This is a genomic window from Pseudomonas sp. BF-R-26 (assembly GCF_019947395.1).
Lineage (GTDB): Bacteria > Pseudomonadota > Gammaproteobacteria > Pseudomonadales > Pseudomonadaceae > Aquipseudomonas > Aquipseudomonas farris.
The window spans coordinates 140,398-162,701 of record NZ_JAGYGK010000006.1 but is presented as its reverse complement, the minus strand read 5'-3'; the positions used below and the strand labels follow the sequence as shown (position 1 = coordinate 162,701).

At 50.8% G+C, this 22,304-nt stretch carries 17 protein-coding genes, 1 tRNA gene and 1 pseudogene; 13 read left to right on the top strand and 6 right to left on the bottom strand.

What is annotated here, in order from left to right; all coding sequences use genetic code 11:
• Positions 1–2 precede the first annotated feature (2 nt).
• The 5 genes from uvrC to KGB18_RS10385 all read left to right on the top strand — a co-directional run bounded on the left by uvrC (position 3) and on the right by KGB18_RS10385 (position 7,147).
• The gene (gene uvrC, locus KGB18_RS10405) at positions 3–1,826 is read left to right on the top strand and encodes an excinuclease ABC subunit UvrC (RefSeq protein ID WP_201062400.1); all 1,824 of its coding nucleotides are present in this window, start codon (positions 3–5) and stop codon (positions 1,824–1,826) included.
• A 33-nt stretch (positions 1,827–1,859) separates the two neighbouring features.
• Positions 1,860–2,420: a CDP-diacylglycerol--glycerol-3-phosphate 3-phosphatidyltransferase gene (gene pgsA / locus KGB18_RS10400; RefSeq protein WP_052964322.1), complete on the top strand. Its 561-nt coding sequence runs from the start codon at positions 1,860–1,862 to the stop codon at positions 2,418–2,420.
• A 62-nt stretch (positions 2,421–2,482) separates the two neighbouring features.
• A tRNA-Gly gene (locus KGB18_RS10395) sits at positions 2,483–2,558 on the top strand.
• Between the two features lie 235 nt (positions 2,559–2,793).
• A complete protein-coding gene (locus KGB18_RS10390) occupies positions 2,794–4,653 on the top strand; it encodes a tyrosine-type recombinase/integrase (protein WP_223569841.1) in 1,860 nt (619 codons plus the stop codon).
• Positions 4,654–5,389: 736 nt separating this feature from the next.
• Entirely contained in the window at positions 5,390–7,147 is a 1,758-nt protein-coding gene (locus tag KGB18_RS10385) for a hypothetical protein (protein ID WP_223569840.1), read from the top strand.
• Positions 7,148–7,169: 22 nt separating this feature from the next.
• On the opposite strand, the pseudogene KGB18_RS10380 reads toward KGB18_RS10385, so the two are convergent.
• A pseudogene (locus tag KGB18_RS10380) lies at positions 7,170–7,460 on the bottom strand (TIGR03759 family integrating conjugative element protein); the annotation flags it as partial.
• A gap of 462 nt (positions 7,461–7,922) precedes the next feature.
• Here KGB18_RS10380 and KGB18_RS10375 point away from each other — a divergent pair.
• From KGB18_RS10375 to KGB18_RS10350, 6 genes are all read left to right on the top strand, one after another.
• On the top strand, positions 7,923–9,146 hold the full coding sequence (locus KGB18_RS10375; RefSeq protein ID WP_223569839.1) for a class I SAM-dependent DNA methyltransferase: 1,224 nt from the start codon (positions 7,923–7,925) through the stop codon (positions 9,144–9,146).
• Positions 9,146–10,867, top strand: coding sequence for a zinc ribbon domain-containing protein (locus KGB18_RS10370; protein WP_223569838.1), 1,722 nt, complete (start codon positions 9,146–9,148; stop codon positions 10,865–10,867). The genes KGB18_RS10375 and KGB18_RS10370 overlap by 1 nt, the downstream gene beginning before the upstream one ends.
• A 61-nt stretch (positions 10,868–10,928) precedes the next feature.
• Positions 10,929–11,912 carry a hypothetical protein gene (locus KGB18_RS10365; protein ID WP_223569837.1) on the top strand — a complete coding sequence of 328 codons (984 nt, stop codon included), beginning with the start codon at positions 10,929–10,931 and terminating at the stop codon, positions 11,910–11,912.
• A gap of 126 nt (positions 11,913–12,038) precedes the next feature.
• The gene (locus KGB18_RS10360) at positions 12,039–12,956 is read left to right on the top strand and encodes a hypothetical protein (protein ID WP_223569836.1); all 918 of its coding nucleotides are present in this window, start codon (positions 12,039–12,041) and stop codon (positions 12,954–12,956) included.
• A gap of 3 nt (positions 12,957–12,959) precedes the next feature.
• Complete coding sequence (locus KGB18_RS10355) at positions 12,960–14,966, top strand: hypothetical protein (RefSeq protein WP_223569835.1); 2,007 nt, start codon at positions 12,960–12,962, stop codon at positions 14,964–14,966.
• A gap of 2 nt (positions 14,967–14,968) precedes the next feature.
• Complete coding sequence (locus tag KGB18_RS10350) at positions 14,969–15,889, top strand: hypothetical protein (RefSeq protein WP_223569834.1); 921 nt, start codon at positions 14,969–14,971, stop codon at positions 15,887–15,889.
• Here the strand turns inward: KGB18_RS10350 and mobH are convergent.
• A complete protein-coding gene (mobH, locus tag KGB18_RS10345) occupies positions 15,886–17,610 on the bottom strand; it encodes a MobH family relaxase (RefSeq protein WP_223569833.1) in 1,725 nt (574 codons plus the stop codon). The genes KGB18_RS10350 and mobH overlap by 4 nt on opposite strands.
• A 224-nt stretch (positions 17,611–17,834) precedes the next feature.
• Here mobH and KGB18_RS10340 point away from each other — a divergent pair, with 224 nt between their 5' ends.
• Positions 17,835–18,032, top strand: a complete 198-nt coding sequence (locus KGB18_RS10340) for a hypothetical protein (RefSeq protein ID WP_096143053.1) — start codon at positions 17,835–17,837, stop codon at positions 18,030–18,032.
• Between the two features lie 132 nt (positions 18,033–18,164).
• Here the strand turns inward: KGB18_RS10340 and KGB18_RS10335 are convergent, their stop codons facing one another.
• Both KGB18_RS10335 and KGB18_RS10330 read right to left on the bottom strand, forming a co-directional pair.
• Positions 18,165–19,127: an ArdC family protein gene (locus KGB18_RS10335; RefSeq protein WP_223569832.1), complete on the bottom strand. Its 963-nt coding sequence runs from the start codon at positions 19,125–19,127 to the stop codon at positions 18,165–18,167.
• 125 nt (positions 19,128–19,252) lie between these two features.
• Complete coding sequence (locus KGB18_RS10330; protein WP_223569831.1) at positions 19,253–19,591, bottom strand: hypothetical protein; 339 nt, start codon at positions 19,589–19,591, stop codon at positions 19,253–19,255.
• 455 nt (positions 19,592–20,046) lie between these two features.
• Between KGB18_RS10330 and KGB18_RS10325 the strand changes: the two genes are divergently transcribed.
• On the top strand, positions 20,047–20,454 hold the full coding sequence (locus KGB18_RS10325; RefSeq protein WP_223569830.1) for a DUF3742 family protein: 408 nt from the start codon (positions 20,047–20,049) through the stop codon (positions 20,452–20,454).
• Here KGB18_RS10325 and KGB18_RS10320 read toward each other — a convergent pair.
• Positions 20,447–21,985, bottom strand: a complete 1,539-nt coding sequence (locus tag KGB18_RS10320; protein WP_223569829.1) for a conjugal transfer protein TraG N-terminal domain-containing protein — start codon at positions 21,983–21,985, stop codon at positions 20,447–20,449. The two genes, KGB18_RS10325 and KGB18_RS10320, sit on opposite strands and share 8 nt — an antisense overlap.
• 10 nt (positions 21,986–21,995) lie before the next feature.
• Positions 21,996–22,304, bottom strand: a complete 309-nt coding sequence (locus tag KGB18_RS10315; RefSeq protein WP_223569828.1) for a hypothetical protein — start codon at positions 22,302–22,304, stop codon at positions 21,996–21,998.

Sequence of the window (22,304 nt, the reverse complement as noted above, 5' to 3'; positions counted from 1 at the left end):
AAATGACTGAAATCTTCGATCCAAGTGCTTTTCTGTCGACGGTCAGTGGGCGGCCGGGCGTCTATCGCATGTTCGACAGCGATGCGCGGCTGCTTTATGTCGGCAAAGCCAAAAATCTCAAGAAGCGCTTGGCGAGTTACTTCCGCAAAGCCGGTCTTGCCCCCAAGACCGCCGCGCTGGTGGGCCGTATCGCCCAGGTCGAAACCACCATCACGGCCAACGAAACCGAAGCCTTGCTGCTTGAGCAGACGCTGATCAAGGAATGGCGTCCGCCGTACAACATCCTGCTGCGCGACGACAAATCCTACCCTTACGTCTTTCTCTCGGATGGCCAGTTCCCACGCTTGAGCATTCATCGGGGCGCGAAAAAGGCCAAGGGCAAATATTTCGGCCCTTATCCCAGCGCAGGGGCGATTCGTGAAAGCCTGAGTCTGCTGCAAAAGGCTTTTTTTGTTCGTCAGTGTGAAGACAGCTTCTACAAGAACCGCGCTCGACCTTGTCTGCAATACCAGATCAAGCGCTGCAAGGCGCCGTGTGTGGGGCTGGTGGAGCCCGAGGTGTATGCCGAAGATGTACGCCACTCGGTAATGTTTCTTGAAGGTCGCAGCAATGCCCTGGCGGACGAGTTGTCTGCGGCCATGGAGGAGGCGGCGGTTAACCTCGAGTTCGAGCGCGCCGCCGAACTGCGTGACCAGATCTCATTGCTGCGTCGGGTCCAGGACCAACAGAGCATGGAAGGCGGGACGGGCGATATCGATGTGATTGCGGCGTTCGTCAATCCAGGTGGCGCCTGCGTGCACTTGATCAGCGTGCGCGGTGGCCGGGTGTTGGGGAGCAAGAACTTCTTTCCGCAGGTGGGTATCGAGGAAGACGTTTCCGAAGTCATGGCCGCGTTTCTCGGCCAATACTTCATCAGCAGTCCCGAGCGCGACTTGCCGAGCGAGCTGATCGTCAATGTGGTTCACGAAGACTTTCCGACCCTGATCGCAGCCATCGAAGAGCTGCGCGGTCGCGAACTGACCATCAGCCATCGAGTGCGCGGCACCCGAGCACGCTGGCAGCAATTGGCGGTCACCAATGCCGAGCAAGCGCTGGGCGCACGTCTGGCTAACCGACAACACGTTGCGGCACGTTTCGATGCCTTGGCCGAGGTGCTGAAACTGGACGAGCCGCCGCAACGTCTTGAGTGCTACGACATCAGCCATTCCAGCGGCGAGGCCACCGTGGCCTCCTGTGTGGTGTTCGGCCCGGAAGGCCCGATCAAGTCCGACTACCGCCGCTACAACATTGAAGGCGTTACCCCGGGCGATGACTATGCCGCGATGCACCAGGCCCTGACCCGACGCTTCAGCAAATTGAAGGACGGCGAGGGCAAGTTGCCGGACATCCTGCTGGTCGACGGCGGTAAAGGTCAGCTGTCCATGGCCCGTGACGTGCTTAACGAACTGGCTGTGCCAGACCTGATTCTTTTGGGTGTGGCCAAGGGCGCGACGCGCAAGGCCGGTTTCGAAACCCTGTACCTCAACGATGCGGCCCATGAATTCACCTTGCGCGGAGATTCTCCCGCGCTGCATTTGATCCAGCAGATCCGCGATGAAGCCCACCGTTTCGCGATTACCGGGCACCGCGCACGTCGTGGAAAAACTCGCCGCACGTCTACACTTGAGGGCGTTGCCGGCGTGGGACCTACACGTCGACGCGATTTGTTGAAACATTTTGGTGGATTGCAGGAGCTGTCTCGTGCCAGCATCGAAGAGATCGCCAAAGCACCCGGAATCAGCAAAAAGCTCGCAGAGTTGATTTATGCAAATCTGCACAGCGAGTAGAATGCCCAACTCACCTCGTAGCCAGTTGTGCCGATGAATATCCCTAATCTGATTACCGTTCTACGCGTCCTGCTCATCCCGATCTTTATTTTGCTGTTTTATTTGCCTTACCACTGGAGCTATTTGGCGTCCGCCTCGGTCTTCGCATTTGCCGCCGCGACCGACTGGCTCGACGGGTATCTGGCCCGTCGTCTGGAACAAAGCACACCGTTCGGGGCCTTCCTCGATCCTGTTGCAGACAAGCTGATGGTCGCCGTTGCCCTGGTACTGCTGGTGCAAGAGCATGGCAACCTGTGGCTCACGCTACCGGCCGCCGTTATCATCGGTCGCGAAATTGTCGTCTCGGCACTGCGCGAGTGGATGGCCGAACTCGGTGCCCGTGCCCATGTAGCGGTGTCGAACCTGGGCAAATGGAAAACCGCCGCGCAAATGCTGGCGCTGGTGATCCTGCTGGCCAATCCTTCGGACTTCACCTTCTGGGTCCTGATGGGTTACGCCTTGCTGCTGGTGTCTGCTGGCCTGACGTTGTGGTCCATGGTCCAATACTTGCGGGCTGCCTGGCCACATCTGAAGACGGACGTGGAAAAGAAATAAACTTTTTTGAATCAAGGGGTTGACGGGGGATGTGGATTCTATAGAATGCGCATCACCAAGACGCGGGAATAGCTCAGTTGGTAGAGCACGACCTTGCCAAGGTCGGGGTCGCGAGTTCGAGTCTCGTTTCCCGCTCCAAATATTGCGCTGCAGAGTTCCACTGAATTCTGTAAGTGATTGAAATCAGGGCCTTCGGGTCCTTTTTTCGTTCCAGCGGGAACCACTGAAATCCAGCACCATCCAGTGTTTTTAAGTCCTGAATTGAGTCCCGAATGAGAGTCTTGAATTCGGACGCGCACTGAATCGGTTTGTTGCTGGATCAGCTTGGATAGCGAGATGAGCATCTGGCCCTGACTCTGATCAGGAGCTCGCTATGGCACTCTCGGATACCACCGTTCGGCAAGCCAGAATTACCGGCAACGATTATTCTCTCGGCGACACGGATGGGCTTGCGCTCAATGTGACGGCCCGTGGGGGAAAGATCTGGTATTTCAGGTACTACTGGGCAGGCAAGCAGAAGCGCATGTCTCTGGGCAGTTACCCGCAGATCAGTCTCAAAGACGCGCGTGGCCGCCGTGATGAGGCGCGTGCCTTGGTTGCTCAAGGCATCAATCCTTATGAGCATCGTAAACAGCAACGTCGCTCTGTGCGTAATGCGGCAGAGCACACCTTAGAGGCGGTGTTTGATCAATGGGTCGCGTTCCGCAGGCTGAGCCTGAAGGAGGGGCGCCAGAGCACCCTCTCGCAGATCTTGAGAATCTTCAAAAAAGACGTCCTGCCAACGCTCGGCCGGCGGTCCATCTACGACATCAATCGCCACGACTTGATGCACTTACTGAGCGGAATCGAACAACGCAAGGCGTTAACGACAGCGGAAAAATGTCGGACCTGGTTCAAGCAATTGTTCCGATACGCCCTGGTGAAGGTGGAAGGGCTTGACCAGAATCCCGCATCGGACCTTGATGTGGTAGCGCTTCCCAGACCCCCTGTCGCACACAATCCTTTTCTCCGTATGAACGAGCTACCTGCGTTGCTAGCTGCGCTTCGTGGCTATGGTGGCGCAATCCAAACACGACTAGGTCTTCGCTTGTTGTTGCTCACGGGGGTGCGTACCGGCGAGCTGCGCTTGGCGACACCCGACCAGTTTGATCTGGAGCGGCGGCTGTGGATCATCCCGCCGGAAGTGGTAAAGCAGCTTCAGATGGGGATGCGCAAGGCGGGGAAGCAGACTTCGAGCATACCGCCTTACATCGTGCCATTGTCGGTCCAGGCGCTGGAGATAGTGCGTCACTTGCTGGACCAAGTGCTCCCTGCGCAACGTTATTTGTTCGCGCACCGGAGCGACCTAAGCAAGCGCATTAGCGAGAACACCTTGAATGGAGCGTTGCGTCGAATGGGGTATGCCGACCAACTGACCGGTCATGGGATGAGGGCGACGATTTCGACGGCGCTTAATGAGATTGGCTACCCCAAGGTATGGGTCGACGCGCAGCTTTCTCATGCGGATCCGGACAAGGTGAGTGCGGCCTACAATCACGCGGAATACGTCGAGCAGCGCCGGACCATGATGCAGGATTGGGCGAATAGATTGGACCTTTGGGGGCAGGGGAAACCGAAAGCAGCAAGTTCTCCCCTGACCATTCGTTTAGAGGGCGCAGCTTCGCTGCCCTTACTGGAAAACGCGAAGGGAAATGCTGTTCTGTACAGCAGCAGCTTTGCACCGGCGACCGCCCCATCGACGATGCTGGTCAGTAGCGAGAAAGACCCCATTGGGCCCAACCAATCGCCTGTCGTGCTCGCTCCAATACGGACTGAAAAACCTCACAAATCTCACGTGTCTGAAATCCAGCGTGAACGGGCCGAAATGTTGGCCACGTTTGAAGCTTCGAGTAACTTGCCGCTGCTGGTCTTCGCGAGACTGGCAGGCAAATCCCGCGATCAGATCAATCGCGATATTAAGGCTCGACGCCTGCTGTCTCTGAGCTTGGGGAATCGTGGTCAGCGCATTCCCGATTGGCAGCTTGATCCATTGCGGCACAAGTTGGTGCTCACGGTATTAACGCGGTCTCCGGATGTGGATGCCTGGAGGCTTTATCGGACGCTGTGTAAACCTCATGAGCGACTAAAAGGTCATTCGCCAATCGATGGGCTCACCATGGATAATTTCGAAATTACCGCGCGGATTGTCTGCAGGGCCCTGGGCTCGAGCCGAGGTGCTGTCTTCGAGCGGTGACAACGGATGTCGCCGCTGGCTTGAGTGCATCTGGCGCGGGCTTCTCCTGGATACGTGGAATTCACAAGTCACCTGATGTGTTGGAGAGGGGGCGAAAGAGGCTTCTATTGCGCAGAAGGACACCATTTGGCAATATCCCGCCCCCGCACTCTCTTGTCAGCTCTCCATCCCTCTCATTTGGGGGCTGCGTCTTGGAGATGGTGGGTAACCCGGCCTCGTGCCGGGTTTTTTATTCGTCCGGCAAGCATGGCTGGTGGACAAATTTTGAATATCCAGCTACCCCCATGCATGGGGGGGGCCAGGGGTCGAGTGTTCGAATCACTCCGTCCCGACCATATTTTTCAATGACTTAGCCCAATCTTTTCCGGTTGGGCTTTTTCATGCCTGAAAGAATACTCCCACATTTACTCTCACGAATATCCTGGATCTAGGTAGCTGTGAGCTAGCGATAGCTTAGGCACTGCTTCGCGCCAGCTTTGGCAGCCCACCAACGCCAGGCAGCGCCCGGTGGGTAGCAAGGGCATTGGAATCGCTCAATACAAGATTGGGTAGAGAAGTATTTGCAGCTACTTGAATACGCGGTGATATCGTTAATATGCTGGGTGGAGCGAGCAGCTCCTGACGGCTGATCAACTTGAGCTCAAGCACATTGACTTACACCTACTTCCACTTCTGGCTTTGGTTGAAACTTGGCGAGACGATGGAGTTGGCTTCGACATAGCAAGGACGCGTACAGATGATCGACTATCTCGCAGCATTCCCCATTCCAGCCAATCTGCTGCCGGAGCGATTGCGTTCGCTGCTACAACCAATCGCTACCGATCCTGCGCTTCGGGTGGAGGTCAGTTGTTTCACAGAAGATGACCCCTACGGACCAAACAGCGAGGCAGTGTATATGCTGATGGCTGTCGTTCCCGACGACGGCCAAAACTCAATTCCCATCCTTCACAGCGACCAAGGGCAGGTTGCACATTCGACCCCGGTGCTGCGTGGTAAGGGTAGTGAAAGAGACTTCGCACCCAGTGTGAGCGGGAATGACTATATCGTCGCTTCCTGGGGTAGTGGTGCGTTCTATACCTATCACTTGGCAGAGAAGGTATGGATGGCGCTGGGGCTCACCCCTCGTTGCCTGGGCAATGAACAGCAGCGCTTGGTATACGATGATTTAGAACTGCCGGAGTTTGGCGTTGCGGAGGGCGAGATTTCAGCCCAATACCACTTTACGGCGTCTCGGAACATCCAATGGTTCATGTCCAATGAGTACTTGCGCAAGTACCTGTGGCTACGAGGCGGACGCGGTGTCCGCCACTTCTACTACAAGGCGATGCTTCTGGACGGACCGGAGTTACGCGCTTGGATGAAGGGCTGTACGTTTGTCGAGCTTGGAAAGCCGGGGGATTGGCTCGAGGGCGATCTTCGTGAAGACCGTGACGGTTTGCTGCTCCAGGTATGGGCGACGGTAGAAGCAGTTTCCTGCGAGCTATCCCCGGGGCAGAGTGCCGAGGGTCTCCATTGGCCAGGTGTTGTAGGCGCAGTCACGCACGGCCGCGCCAACAGCTTGATCGATGGGACCAGCGTCTATCTCGACGACAGATTTCTTGAGCGATATGAGCAGAACAGCTTCTACTCCACTACACCGGTCAATCTGCATGGTTTCTGGTGCTGCAATCCTTCCTACCTGGGACAGTGGGCCTTCACAGGCTGCGGGCGAGTTGGTCGCAACCTGATCAAGGTGCAGTTGCGTGAGCTGTACAAGGGCAAGCCCGGCCGAGAAATTCTGCATGCTTATACGCATGCGTTGGATTCAGGGATCGTCGCTCAGCTTGATCTGAACGAAGAGCACATCGTCTCCAAGGTGGACAGGCTACTTGATCAACTGCTGGCCTTGGGAGAAAACCTGTCCAAGCTCGCGGGTGCCCTGGACATAGAGAAGTCGGCCGAAGATCTGATTGGATTCTCTCGCGGAGAAGTAAAGGCCAATGGTTGGTTGCATTACCCACAGCTGGGAAAGCTTGCTCAGGTCGCGCCCTTAGCGATGAGCCAGCAAGCATTCCTTGCTCGGTGCAAATCCATTCATGAAATCTGGCAGAAACTACCCAATGGCATCCTTAAGCAAATTCTCCAAGCAGCCGGTGTCCCACGAAAGCAAATTGCTGACCGGGCTAGCTTGAAGTTGCTGCAGACGCTACAGAACATCTTGGACCGCTTGGATGCAGATGAAGAGGCGACGGATGCATTCAAGAGCGATCAGGAACCTGAAGAGTGGGATGCCAGGAACCCAAGGGTTGCAATGCTCTTCGTTACCAACGATCTTCGAATTGCTGACGCCCACGATTCCGTGGGTGATTCCCTGCAGAAGCTGCAGGATCAAGGATTCGATATCGCGAGCTTGCATCACGGCTATGGTCGGGCGCTTGATTTCGTCATGGATGGCGTGGTCGATTCTTTCGCGGCAATCAATGGTCCATTACAACGCATTCTTGCTAGAGGTTGAAGGCAGAGGCTCCAGGGCGCCTTCATTGCTGCTGCCATGCTCCATCAACGTCGCGAACCGCAGCAGGTAGTTCACTGGGTAGACCAAGAGATAGCCAGCGGCCTCCATCATGGTTCAGGGTGATCGTGCGGGCGCGCACTTTCCCCGGATCAATGTCGACGTGCGTCGCCCAACTCAGGACGCGCGCGTCATCCTGCCGGCTGCCAACCATTTACACGTCGAAGGGTGTCCCGGCCGCCTGAAGTTCACGGGCCGGTGCGTCGCACGGTGCACAGCCCTCTTTGACGAATAGCGCCACATGCCCGCTACCCGTGACCGCCCTCAGGCAGGTTCGCGCGTGAGGCGTAGGGGAAAAGTATCATTTCAAATATCCTTAGCATGCTAAGGAGTGCGTCTGTTTTAATCTGGTCTCTGTCTCCCGCCTGCTGTGGGCCAGGGAACGGCTTGAGGTGTGAGGATCCGAGCCTGCTGGGTACGTATATTCGTTTGATCTTATGAGGTTCGTTGGGCAGACGAGCAGTCGGTTCGAATTGGAGATATTTTGTTAGTCGAGCGAGGGATGTGGGATGATTAGCCTCAAGGGGAGAGTCCTTCAGCTGGACGATGAGTGTAACGTTAGGATGTATCCTGCCTTCTGGCGCTGACGATTGAGTGCCCAGACTTTAGAGGGCGGTCTCCTGTAATGAGACAATGCCTGCGAGACGACCTAGGCAATGTCTAACCAATGTTTCGAATAGCGGTAATCGTTAAAATACTCTAGAGATGTTAGAAAAGTATGAATATAGTTCCATTTACTTCTAGAGATAGCCTGGGTCGGTATTATACAGAAAACGACATAAGTAGTTTGCTAGTGTCCTTGATGGATACTGCTAAAGCCACAAATATATTGGATTTGGGCTGTGGTTTGGGCAGTCTATCATTCGCTGCTTCTCAGCGTTGGAATGATGCAAAAATATTCTCTCTTGATATTGAAAGCAGACATCAGATTGTTAATTCTGAAAATCAGAATAGGCATCATGTAGTCGGAGATGCATTGCTATTTAACCTCCCAAGCACGCTTGGGATGAAGGAGGGGTCAATAGACCTTGCAGTATGTAATCCACCATATATAAAACCTGATTGGCGGGATGAGTTTCAGCAGGTTTCTGAGCAGATTGGAATATGCAAATACTCCTCGATTACAAAAATTTGCTCATCCGAAGTGTTGTTTCTGGCACAGATGATAAGAATGTTGAAAAATGGTGGTGAGGCAGGTGTTATACTGCCAGATGGAATATTTACTGCAGAAAAATTTTCAAGTTTTAGAGAGTTCCTTTTAAAAGAACATTGTGTAAAAAAAATAATTCAACTGCCTCGAAAAATTTTTAAGCGAACTGAAGCTCAAACGCACATATTGATTTTTAATAAAACTTCTTGTGAAAGAAAAAGTGAAGAAATAGAGCTTCGTACCATTCTGGAAACCGGAAAGCTATCTCCGGCTATATCGATTTCCTCGGATGAAGGTGTTCATCGGTTGGACTATAGCTATCACTCGCGGATGCAACGATATAAGGCAAGCTCTTCATCTCGTAGCCTTGAGTTGCAAGCTATTGCGGAAATCAAGAGAGGAAAGCACTCCTCCGTACAAGTCAGAGATCTGGAGTGCGCGACTGTTCACACCACAGATTTAAGCGGCGTACATTCGAAATATGAACTCTTGGGTGGCGTTGAACTTTTGAGTTTGGATCATACTAAGTTTTTAGTAGCGCGCCCTGGAGATATACTCATTGCGCGTGTAGGACGGAATTTTTTTAAAAAAATAGCTAACGTAGTCTCAGGGTATGCAGTTGTTAGTGATTGTTTATTCATAATTCGGTCTGATAAAAAATATTCAAAAAAAATATTCAAATATATGAGTTCGAAAGACGGGCAGTTAAAAGTATCTGAGTTGAGCTATGGTGTTGCAGCAGCTCAAATGTCCATGAGGCAACTTGCTCATCTAAAAATGGATTTGAAATAATGGCAAAACAACAAGTGGAAGTTGAAGAGCTTACGTCTTTTTTAGAAGAGCGTGCGGATTATCTCGAAGAGAATGAGCTTTTAGCGTGTACTGTGCAGGATGGCGATTTTTACAAGAGTATTTATGCCGCCCTGATTTCTCGGGGAACTAAATTGATTGTAGGTCCCCGAGGTTGTGGAAAAACGCATTTAATGCGTTATGCTTGGACTAAATGTAAGGGGGACGAGTCGTTACCCTTAGCTATTTATGTATCGTTCAATAAGTATTTTCGGCTCGAGCCCTTGCTAAAATCGAAGCCTAACGCAATTGCACTCTTTAATACTTGGGTGCTAGCCAAAATACTTATTGCAGCTCATGAAGTGGCATGTGATATCGAGGATGATCAAGAACTCGATTTGAGCTCAATTCTGTTTGCAACAAAGCAAGATCTAGAAAGCATTGTTGAACGGCTAGAGCAAAGCTTGTCACCCACATCTGATTTGGAATTTCTAGTAGAGAAAATAAGTGTTTCAGGAGTAACAAGTGCGCTCCATTCTTTGACGGAGTGGCTAGAGAGAAAGCGGATAGTTGTTTTACTTGATGATGCTGCAATAACCTTAACGCCCGAATATCTTTACGAGTTTTTTGATATTGTTAGGACACTAAAAACGTCCCGTATATCCCCCAAGGCATCGGTGTATCCAGGAACTACTGAGTACGGCCCGAAGTTTCACGTGGCACATGAAGCCGAAAGTGTTGATGCCTGGCTTTCAATTGAAGCAGACAATTACGCTTTAGTGTTGGGTGCGATTGCACAAAAACGATTCAATGAGTATGAGAAAATACCGGATGATATTTCTCAACTCCTAAAATATGCGGCTTTTGGAATACCTCGAGCTTATTTGATGATGCTCCGAGAGTATCATTCTGACAGTTCGCGAAGCTCACAGCAGAAATTTAATAAGCTTATTGAAAAATATACAAGTGTTCGGTTGAGCGAGTATAGGTCTCTAGTAAGTAAGTTGCCTCGGTTGGAAAGTATTATTGATACAGGCGAGGCGACGCTTAATAAGATCGTTGAGTTAATAAAAGACGCTAACTCGCCGGCTAAAAAAACTATTCAAAAGCAGATTATTGTCGGGATAGAGGAGGAGGAAAACCCTCTATTCAATAGAATGATTAGCCTGCTTGTCGAGGTTGGTCTACTTCTAAAGCTCCCAAATGTCTCTCACGGAGAGGATAGGTCATATGAGCGGTATATTCCCCATTTGGCTCTATTGATAAGAAATCGCGTATTCAGCCAAGGCTTACATGGGTTCTCCCCTCAACATATGATTGACTTCATAGGGCGAAAAAATGTTAAGCACCCTGTTCGACGGACCTCCAAAACTCTTCTTGGAGAAGATTTACTTCAGAAGCTCCAGCTTACGTTACCACCTTGTCGAAAGTGTAATGCTATCCGATTGACTGACACGCAACGCTTTTGCCATCAGTGTGGTAGTTTGCTTGTTGATGAATCAACATTTAATAAGTGTATGGCATTAGAATTGTCGAATCTTCCAAGGCTCACATCATGGCAAAGTAAAGTTATCACTGGTTTAGATGGGGCTAAAACTGTTGGGGATATTCTTTCTATGCAAGATCCTGGAACTGAATTAAGGAAACTACGCAGGGTCGGGCGTAAAACCGCCGATAAAATCATTAGTAATGTACTCCTCTACGTTGATGAGTTTTTGTCGTGACCGTGAGAGCCTTAGGCTGGCTGTTGTGATGGTTATGGATTTGCACCCGAAGGAATGAGCGATGAGTCCGCGAAGAAAGGCAGGAGGTGTGTTGCTAGAAGGGGCAACCGCGTCGGAAAGTGCAACAGAAATAGCGTCAAAAGAATTTTTTGAACTATGTAAGCTAGAAGCCATAACGTCACCATTTGAGACGAGTAGTAAATTTGATGTCGGCCATAGTGATAATAATTTATCGCCCATTGACCTATTTATAACGAATACTAAACAGCTGAATAAGTTGGTTACTAGTGACTATAGTCCTGTGCTGGGTAATTTAATTTTACTTGGCTATGTTTCCGCCGCTGAAAGTTATATTCGAGCGCTGATACGAAAATTGATTCACTGTGATGAGTATATATCGGCACTTGTCTCTGAAAAAAGCGTATCGTATGCGGCAGCTTTACATCATAAAAAAGAAATTCTGCCAGAAGCTCTTCTAGAGGATTTTTCTCTGGCGAGTCCTTATAATGTTTTTGAAACGCTCAAAGAACTAATAGGGATGAAGGGTAATCGCCCAAACCCGTTGATTCTCCCATCTCAAGAGTTTAAGAAGGTTTGTGAGCTTCGTCACTGTTGCGTGCATCGATTCGGCAAATTAGGGTCAAAGAATGCAATACGTCTCGGATTGGCGGCACATACTAAGTCGCTAGAGAAGCCGATTTTATTGTTGGCAGAGGACGTGGATAAAATCGCATTCATAGTCGATAACTTTGTGCGATCAATTAATAACTATGTGTTTAAGTTCTTACTTGAGCGATCTGTGAAAAATAAAGATGACTCAGGTGGCGTATGCTATGAAGTTGAATGGCTTTGGGTGTATGCGAACGATAAGAAAAGGTTCAACAAATATTATAAAATATTCAGTTCTAAAGAAGATGTTTACAAGTCAATGACGCTCCGGGCGGCCTACGAAAAATTTTGTTCCGCATTGAAGCCCGAAATTCCGAATCTACCCGAACGCAAACCAAAAGTGCAGAAAAAAAATCCTGCGCAAGGCGCTCAGTAATGTATAAATGGCTTGCCCGTTGTGAGCATCAAGCTTTGCGGTTTAGATAAAAGCTCTTGCTTTCTAAGTGCAGGTCTACTATAGGTCTGACTTGCATTCAAAAGTGTCTCAAGAGAGGGAGAGGCAATGTCATTCGAAATTCCCCCAGGGAAAGAGCGGTTTTTCAGTGATACAAAGCAAAAAATTGAGTCGCTTATCCGTAAAAATATTCTTTCTGGAATAAAACACTATGAGCTGCAGGGCTGGTTAAACAATTTCTCAAGCCAACGCGCGCTTTATCTAGCAGCACACCTTCTTGATGCATTCATATATAGATCTCCTGACATGCTAAAAAGCATGAGGCGGCATATGCTAGAAATGCAGTTAGCATCTGCTTTACAGCGTTCTGGATATAAAGTGCCTGTAACCGTAGATGACTTTCTAAAAGGGTTACGGGAAGGTAACCATAAATTGCCAATCAGGTTTGTTTCTGTGGATGGTGGATTTGATAAAACTCCTGGTAAAAGCGGCGCGGCTCTGCTTAGGAACTTCAGGGAAGATGGATTGATAAACAAAGGTATAACGATTCGACCAGAGGATGTGGCTAAGTTGCCGAAACATGTCGAGTGGTTGGTGCTGGTTGATGATTTTGTAGGTACTGGAAAGCAAGCAGAAAAGTTTTTTAAATATTATGGTGTAGAGCAATGGGCTGTAACTCGTAACGTGATTTTGCTTTCATTTATGGCGCATTCAGCGGGTGTAAGTAAAATTGCAAAAGATTGTTCTTATATTGATTTTGACTGTGCAGAGATTTTATCCGCATCTCATGGTTTTTTTGCATCAATGGCGGGTGGCATGATGTGGGGTAGGGATGAGTATAATACTATTAAAGATGTGAAAGATTTTTATTATAATGAAGTATTATTGTCAAAGGATGTGGTTTTAAAACAATCTGAGTTTGATCTGGATTTGACAGTAGCTTTCAATAGAACTATACCGAACAATACGCTGGCTGCCTACTGGACATCCAAAGGACAATGGTGTCCGCTGATTAATCGGGGCTAAGTAATGGACAAAAATATTGTTGATGCTTTTCTGCGTAATAGAGCTGAATTATTACCAGATGATGTTTGGGGGCAGTTCATTGTTCCACATTTTTTTTCATCGTTAAGTATTTTTAAAGAAAAAAAAGCAGTGAAGATTGAAGGCGGACGTGGTTGCGGAAAGACCATGTTAATGCGTTATTTGTGTCATCCTAGTGTGTTTAGTGCAAATAGAGCCAGTGTTCCGGATCAGTCGCTGAAGTTTATAGGTCTTTACTGGAAGCCTGACATCAGATTTTGTAAATTGCTAACAAGTGCTTGGTTGGATGATGATGCAGATATTGTTTTTTCTTATTATTTTGCCCTGTGTGTTTTGGGAGAGCTGGAAAAGAGTTTGCTGAGTATTTCCCGTGCTTCGCTAGAGTCGGGTGTGTTGGATGTGAGAAGCACAAAGATTCCAGTCGCCGCAAAGCGGTACTTAGGCAATGGTGTTGAAACTTTTTATGATGTCCGCGAGTTTGTAGAAGAGAAACTCGCCGAGTTTGAGTTGTGGGTTCAAAATCCCTCTCTTAGTCGGCCGGTGATGTTTAATTTCAAAAGCGTATTTAAGAGCTTGATAAATGCTGTTTCCTCAAGCGATCCCCGGCTTGAAGGATGTTTTTTTAGGGTTTTTGTTGATGAGTTTGAAAATCTTCAGGATGCGCAACAAGTAATTATTAACGATTATGTCAAGCAGCCAGATGATCAATATTGCATTAATTTTTCTGTTCGCTCTCACGCAATTTCCGAGTTTTTGACTAGTACGCAAGAGCAGTTAATAGAGCCGCATGACTACAGAACTATTAACATTGAACTAGAGTTGGGTCGAAGTGATCAAGGCTTTGATTTGCTAGCTGCAGAGGTGATGCTGCTGCGTTTACAGAACGAAGGATATGAACTGTCACTTGGCGATTTCAATAAAGAGTCTTTGTTTGATCCAGGGCATATTGAAGCCAGAAATACAGATGCTTACAAGGCTGCGGTTTTGGGACGAGCCAAGCAGATATTTCCTCAGTTGTCTGTTCGAGATGTGGCTAATCTTTCTGTTTCAGACAAAGCATTGAAAAATAGGATTGTCACTACTATAAGAAAGGCTCTAGTAAAGCGAGGGGATGAAGGTGTTCCTATAGAGCTATTCTTTGATGGTGTAACTCCAGATGTTTCTGTTGTATCCGCTAGCATCCTAAGTCGCAACTCAGCATCGACTGCGGTTATTCTGGAGGAATTACAAAAAACGAAAAGTGATAAAACTAGAGGGTTAAGTCTTTTTTGTAAAGAAGGTGGCTGGGTTGAGAATACGTTGTTTGGGTCGTTGCTCTATTTGTATAAAGGTCTCCCACAAAAAGACTGTCTTTTGTATGCCGGATTCGGGAGGTTTTGTGGGCTTTCAAAACCTAACTTGCGGTATTTTCAAGAACTTTGTCATAAGACCTTACTAGAGGCAAATGCTAATGGTGAGATGTCAGACTCATCAACTCTGGTCATAACGTCAAAAACTCAAGCGTCAGCGGCATTTGCGGTGAGTAGCAAATTGCTTGATGAGGTAGAGCGAGCAGGGGCAAGCGGGAAAAAGCTACACAGTATGATTATGCGTCTCGGTAGTATATTTGAATCTGCTCAGCGACGACCTAGTCAGAGCGAGCCCGAGATAAATCACTTTTCCATTAACGATAGCCAGCGAGTTGCGTTAGATAGTGAGGTGGTTTCACTAATTAAGGACGGGCTTATGTGGTCTGTATTGTATGAGACATCTGATACTAAAAATAAAAGTGATTATGATATAATGCAAAATGATTATGTTCCGAATCCGATTTTTGCTCCCTATTTTGGAATAAGTTATAGAAAGAAACGCAAGCTTTCACTCTCTGCCAGCGAGGTTAATACTTTATATGTTGGCTCTGGGGAGCAGTTTAAGGCCCTTCTCAAAGATTACGTGGATAAATGGGAAGAGTCGACTGAGACAGAGGTCGGAATAAACTATAAGTTGTTTTAATTATGATGAATTTTAGTTGGGTGTCAGTGTGTGCAGATGATGTTTTCAAAAGTGCATCATACGATGTGGCATTTGTCGGTGCGGTCGTGGATGATCGAGGAGCTCATTGTCTGTCGATAGCGACTAGAGCTGCGACTAAGACACTAAGTGTTAGCTATGTCCCTTCGGAGTATAAAATTCACATTGACGGGAGAAGCTGGAGAGCGAATGAGGTCGAAAATATTGCGCTAGAGTTCCCGGCTAAAAATATTCTTTTTGATGCCACTACATTAGATTTTCCTGATCTGCTACTGATAATTCGAGGGTACCTGTTGCAAGGGGAAGCGGTTAGGTTCTATTTTCTCTATGCCGAGCCTCACACTTATAATAGCGCTACTGGTTCTAAAACTAGGCATGAATTTCAGTTAAGTGATAGCTATGCGTCGGACTACTATCCTATTCCGGGGTTTATAAACTTACAAACAAATCCTAATAGTGTGGGGAGTGTCACTGTATTTGTCGGTTTTGAAGGTGCACGTTTGCGCAATTTAATCGCTGATTCAGAGCCTGAGGTTTTGAAACGGTTTAATGTTGTTTTTGGTATTCCGCCATTTAAAACGGAATGGGAAACTCATTCTTTGATGGAAAATGCGTCAATCCTGTTGGATCAGCAGGTCGAAGAGATTCTTTATGCAGGCGCTAATAATCCATACTCATGCTATGAGGTATTGTTGATGCTTTATAAGTCTAGGGATTATAGCTCTTCATTTGAAGTTGCTCCGCTTGGCACTAAGCCTGCAGCAATCGCATCCGCTTTATTTGCAGCTGAACATCGTGGCGTTTCCGTTAGATATGATTATCCACGTCGTTCTCAGGGACGATCCAGCGGTGTAGGGAAAGTACATCTTTTTACTGCGTGGTGTGATGGTGATGTGGGGTGCTAGTCATATTCAAATGACAGATATGAGTTGTCGCTAGGGTGCTCATCAAAAATTATTTTTGTGTCTTCTATCAAATAACCTTTAAGTTTTGAGGTTTTTCTAGGTCCTTGAATTTTACAGCTCCAAATATTTAGTCCGTTATCGCGTTTTTTATGTATTTTTAAACTTTCGAATTGCTTCTGCACCCAACGCCATTCTTCATTTTCCTGACAGGCACCCTGTGAGATCCCAGGAAACTCCTGAACATAGCGTTGAAAAATGCCTGGGGTCACGAGAAACACAGCGCCCGTCACTATGTGCACCTTTGCTTTGCTGTCGTTGATGATCAGCTTGTGGCCCAGGATGCCTTCCTTGACCCAATTCAGGAATGCCTGGCCAGGGTTATCCGACGAGAGATTTGAGATTTCGAGAGTGCTTGCTGACGATTCGTCGCTGACCTCAGGCTCTTCCAGCTCGAACATATCCAACAGCGTGCCGAGATAGTCAGCGTCTTCCATCGCCATGGGATCTGTCAGCGAAGAGCTTTGACGCGATCCAGTACTGACAGTCTTAGGCGCTGGAGGTGATGCCGAAGCGTCAGTCGGGTGGTCATCGGCTGCCACGCTCACTGTTCCGCTGAAAGCCTCAGGCCGGTCTTCATTCCCCCAAATCAACGTCGGTTGAAGGCGCAGAAAGGTAAAGCTCTGCTGCCAATTTCCCTGAGCGACAAGAGCGGTCCAGATGGCTTTGCCTTCCGGGGTCGACTCGACCAACCCATGCGATTGAAGCTCGTCGAACACCGCGATGTTGGATGAAGGAATACCCTCAATCGATTGCGACAGCAGATAGGCTCGCAGCTTGTCGGTGACCGTCTTGCTAACCAGCCACAGTGCGTCCTGGGTCAGCCATCCCACGGCACCCGGCTGGTTGAGTTTCAGCTCGTGCTGAACCAGATGGCGTAGCCCAGTGATCAAGTGATGTTGCAGCGAATGAATCGGCGCTTGCAGCGCCTTGCTCGGGTTACCGCCGATGTTCTGTGCGGTGGAAACTCGATCGGCTTGAATCACCAACTCGCCCAGCACGCCGGCACGTTCGTACTGGCCGGCCAGGACATACAGCAAGCTGGCCCAAAGCGAAGGAAATCCACTGAGCCAGTCGAGGATCGGGCGGTCGAGAATCTGGATAGAGAGCAAACCTGCGGCGGCGCCATGCAGATGGTAGTCGCGACCTTTGATATAGCGAAAACGGTAGGGTTGATCCAGGGGGCCGTGCCAAGGATGCCAAAGACGGCCATCTTGGCGTTCGACCTGCAGGTCCACGGCGATCTTGCCGATGTCATGCAGCAGCGCACCATAGGCGATGCCAGCGGACCAGGCATCAGTCTGAGCGGCCTGGTCTTCAGGCGCGGCGCCAGTGGGAAGTAGATACGACTGACGCAGTTTCAAACTGCAAGCGACCAGTTCCAGTCCATGGTCAAGCATGCCACCGAGATAAGCATGGTGGTGCGTTTCGCTGGCCGGGAGTTGCTGGACCTGTTCGGCGTAGCGATGGATCGGATTTAAATAGAGTTGGATGAACTGCGCGTGGGAGAGGGCGGTGTATTGCCAGATGCGATCGAGCAACTGGCGGCGGTGCTCCGCTGCTAACAGGCTGTGGGCCGACTCGATGGGCAGGTAACCTTCGGCGACGCTCACGGTCGGTGGCGGAGGGGGCTTCTGCCTTTTACGGCGAAACAGACTGAGCATCGTGGCCTCCAGCAGACGGCTGGGTCAGTGGCCTTTTAGCCTTTTCGGATAGAGCTCTTACCCTTGAGTCCCCATTCCCTTCCAACCCTTACCCGTCCTTTTGGCTCGTGTCCCTTTGTGCGGCAATCGGGATATTGATATCGCTAGACATCGTTTTGTTGGGGGGGCTGGTACGAAAAAGAAAAGAGTCGGTACACTGCGGTGCATATTTTTTGGGTCTTGCCATGAATCTCACTGATGCCACGCTCGTGCTGCTGCTCGCGGCACGTATCCATGGGACCGACGAAGCCGTTAGGGCCTCGGCGAAGAGCGTGGTCAAGAAGTTGCCGCGCAGTAAGCGCGATCTGATCTACAAGGTGATCGACAGCCGGAGTCCGCTCGATTTGGTGGATTTTCTGGCGCAGAACCTGGATGCGGAATGACAGGCTGCGGGTGTGTGCCCCTCTCTGATTCTTTGCATCAGTGCCCCGCGGCATAGGGATCTTTCTGGGCGTAGAAAAAAGGGCTCAACTCGTGTTGGGCCCTGTGATGCGATTGCAGCGGTGAGGTAACGATCAAACTCCATCGTTCATGCATCGTGAGTCATCCATTACCGTCTGCTTCAGTTGCTGCTCCAGGTTGAGCACATACTCCGAGGCGCTTCGGGCGTGACCACTGGCGCGAAAGATCGCGCGTTTGTCAGCCTTGAGCAGGCCGAGCCAGGAATCGATATAGCCCTCGTGCCGCAGTTCTCCTTGAATGCCAGCGTAAGCACATAAAAACGCCGCGCCCATCTCGGCGATCAACTCCTCAAAAGCGTAGCCTGACGAGCCGAATGGGCAGGCTGACGTCATGCCTTCGCGTTGCAACCGAGCGTGATGCCCGGTCCAGTGCGTCAGCTCGTGCAGTGCTGTGGCGTAGTACCCGCCTTCATCGTGAAATTGTGCTTTTGTCGGCAGTTGGATGAGATCCCTGATCGGGTGGTAAAAGGCTTCGTCGGCAGGCCGATGAACGATACGTGCACCTGAACTTAACAGCAGATTATCCGCAACGCTGTTGGCCTGGAAGGGATTGGTCGGTTCCGTTTCAAGCAGGGTTTCATTGAGCGCTTCGAGCCCCTCCGTTTGCTCGATGTTGAACAGAAAATGCGTCCTGAGAATGCCGAAGTGAGCGACCTTGGGTTGACCGTTCTCATCGAGTACGGGTTGGCCTGACTCGGTCTGTTCCTCGCGCTCCATCGGCTTGTAGAGCACCGCTAGGGTGCTGTGCTCACCCTTACGGATGTGCCCGCCGGCTTTTTTGGCTTGGTTGAAGGTCAGCCAACGATCTTGAGTGAACCCCTGCAACCTGGCTTCGGTCCAGAGTAACGGTAAGTTGATACCCGAATAGGGACGATGCGTAATGGCGTTGATGGGGTAGGGTTGATGATGACCGACGTCAGCTGAGCCACTTGAGGACCAGGGTTTGATCCAGGGGGCAACGCCTTGGTCCAAAGCGGTAACGATCTTGTCAGTTACGTCTTGGTAGATATCGCGCATGGCATTTTCCTCGAGAGAAAACGGAGGAACGCCTTACCCGTCGGGGAGGGTTCCCCGATTGGGTGATGGGTGGATTGATGCAGGTCTTGCATGCTGTCCGATGTGGATTTGAGCGCCGAGTACGGTTATCTGCGTTTAGCGTTGGCCTCTCCTGCAAGCGCTATCAGCAAGGCGCCAGGCTGATCCGGTTCTTGGAGTAGGCTGAGACTCAATTGCAGCAACGGGTCGTGGTCTAAGTGATCTGTTGGTTCAATGTGGATTACATCAAACAGCACAAAGGGCTCGTGTGGAGAGGCCAGGTGAGCCTCGAAGGCTGCGCGCAATACGTGGCTCAGCCGATCGACCTGCAGCTTCTCAGCGTGATCGGAACGCTCGAGCAGTACTGCGCGTTGCCACGCGTCAGGAGTGAACACGATGGGCAACCGAAGGGTGTTCAGTGTTTCCGGTGTAAGTGAGTCGGGCATGGTATGTCTCCGTTGAAAACGCGAAGAAACCTGTCCCGAGCGGGAAAGATTTCCCCGCAGTGGGCTGAAGAAAAACAAGAAGGTTTGTCTGGCGAGCAAAGCTCGAAAGGCGCTCAGGAGAGCAGTAGGCGTTCATCACCGTAGAAACGGTCACCGTGCGAGCTACCGAACGCTAATCGCACTTGGGGAGAACCATCACCGAAGTGACGTAGCCTTGAAGGCTCTGGCTACCTGGGCAGGGTGCTGTCGATAACAGCGATCCGTACCTTGTATTTAGCCGGACGATTTACATGGGTCAATCACTGTAGAGACGCTGTTTCACGGGGCTTGTCTTCTGTCTTCCAGTGAAGATTTTTCGGCTGGGCAAACTGATAAGCGGTCAGGCACGGGCCGATTTCAGTAGTAGGCTGTTACTCCTGTCTCAACCATGAAAACGCTCAGAAGAGGGCGAGACCATGCCGACTCAGCAACCTGTTCAGACTTCACGTGCCCACCGCTGGGCATATACCTGTGGCATGTCGATAAAACGCGGGTATCGCAAGTTGAAAGCGTTTGAGTCCCGCGAGGCTGAGCGTGCGGTGACGGCAGGTATGCCCGCAGGTAAATTACTTGTTCGCGGGAGCTTTCTGACTGCCAAGTTGGCGTTGGTTGGGTGGCTGCTCTTTATCGGTTTCTGGCTGGTCGCTTCTGTTGTGGTGATGATCGCTGTGATTGCTCTTCTGCAGTCCAAGGCTGTCATTGACACGGATCTTGAAGAGGATAATCCAGGTCCAGACTATCTTGGGGCTAGCTCCTATCTTGGCAACTACGATGACAATGGCCACTACATAGGTCATTTCAAATCATCTGATGACATCAGATGAGTTTCTTCGTAGCACCCATCAACTGATCTGTTCCTTTGCCCGCTGCTCCATGCGCGGCTTTGCTTGCACCTCCTAACATCCCCTCAAGGCTGTTGCCGATTGAGTAGCCTGCCCAGCTCATGGCGACCAAAAACAGTCCAGGGAGCACCAAGAACATCGCCCCCATCACATACTCAATTACCTGCGCCGTGACGGTCCCCTCCATAAACCCGGATGTGGGCAGCGATAGCAGCATCTGATTGGAAGCCGAAACCTGGTTGTACAGGGTGTCGAGCATGCTGGAGTCGACCCAGCGAGCCAGCTCCCACCAGAAGCTCAACATGTGCAGCGTGAATAGCGTAAACGTCACGGTCATGACGGTCTTCAACTGGTAGGTACTGACCAGCAGGATCAGCGGCAAGCTGATGATGACGCCCATGATCAGGAAGGCCTGCACCATTGGCAGAGCGGCGCGTAGCGCATTCATCGCCGGGAAGTTGCTGAAGGAGCCGAGGGCCAGCCCGGTGTTGGTGGCGAGGTTATTGAGCCCCTGATTGATTGAGCCGCCGCGAGCACTGGAGCCATAGTCCTGGTACACCTGTCCGGGCGACATGGACATCGATTGCTGGCGCGGGCTGACCAGCTCACGCAGGGTGGCATCCTCGATCTCGTTGCTCGAACGACCAGTCAACCAACCTTTCAACTGAGTCAGCAGCGAGGGATCGACCTGCTGGATCAAGCGCTCGCGCAACCCAACACCGCTATCACTCCACCACTGCTTGCAGGTGGGGTAGCCCGCGCCATTCTCCAGCCTAGGTAAGGAAACATCGCGGCTTTCGTCATACGGCCAGCTGACTCGCGGTGTGCGTGAACGATCCGTATCGTAGTAGCCGGGCGTGTCGAGAAAATAGCTTGAGCCGATCCAGGACGCGTCGTGACTTTGTACCTTGTCCAACTGCGGACGGTTGGTGAACAACCGAGAACGGGAATAGCCATAGCAGTCGCGGGTGAAGTCGGCGACTTCCTGCAGCAGTACCTGGCTGTCGATGCGCGAGCTGTCGATCTCCATGCGCATCTGCCGGATATCCGGCGCACAGGGGATGGAAGCGGTGGCCGCCGCGGTCACGCCTTTGCTCAAGGCATGCACCAGAAACCACCAGATCGGTACGTTGGCGGAGCGTTCGCCGATAGTATTGAAGGTCGTCCCCCAGGCGGTTTCCGTCGGTCCAACCACACTCACGCCGCAGCGCTGACTCGCCGCATCATCGAACGTCATTGACGAGAGGCTCAACGGAAAGACTGGCGCGCAGCCGAACAATACGACGATGTAGGCCAGCCACAACCGGTTCTCGATCCGCGGCACCGAGAGCAGTCCCTTGTTGCCTTCATCCGCGCCTTGCTGACGGGCCGACAGCCATTCTTGCAGGATGATTGCGCCGAAGGGCGCGGCGAATAGCCCGGTGTCGGACAGGACACTCCAGAGGCCGTTGTTGATGATCCAGGCCAGCAGAGAGAGGTAAAACTCCAGGTAGCTGTTGGTGCTCATGAGCATGGTGGTGACCTCACAGTCGGGTGAGTTCGACGACGGTCGAGAGCACGAGCCCTAATGCCCCGATGCGTTTCACGCGCAGTCGATCCTGTGGTCGATGTCGGTAGCGCCGAAGCAGGTCCCACCAGAGCGCAAAGAGGGCGGCGTAGAGCAGGGCGCGCCACCACCGCAGATAAGGTCGTGCGGATTCGAATGCCTGCTGCCAGGCCTCGAAACTCCCCAGCGCAGTGCGGCCGATCCAGGCGACCAGTGTGGCGGTCAGGACCATCACCGCGGCAATCCCCAGACTCGAAAGCAAAGTGAATAGCGGTGAGTGTTTCAT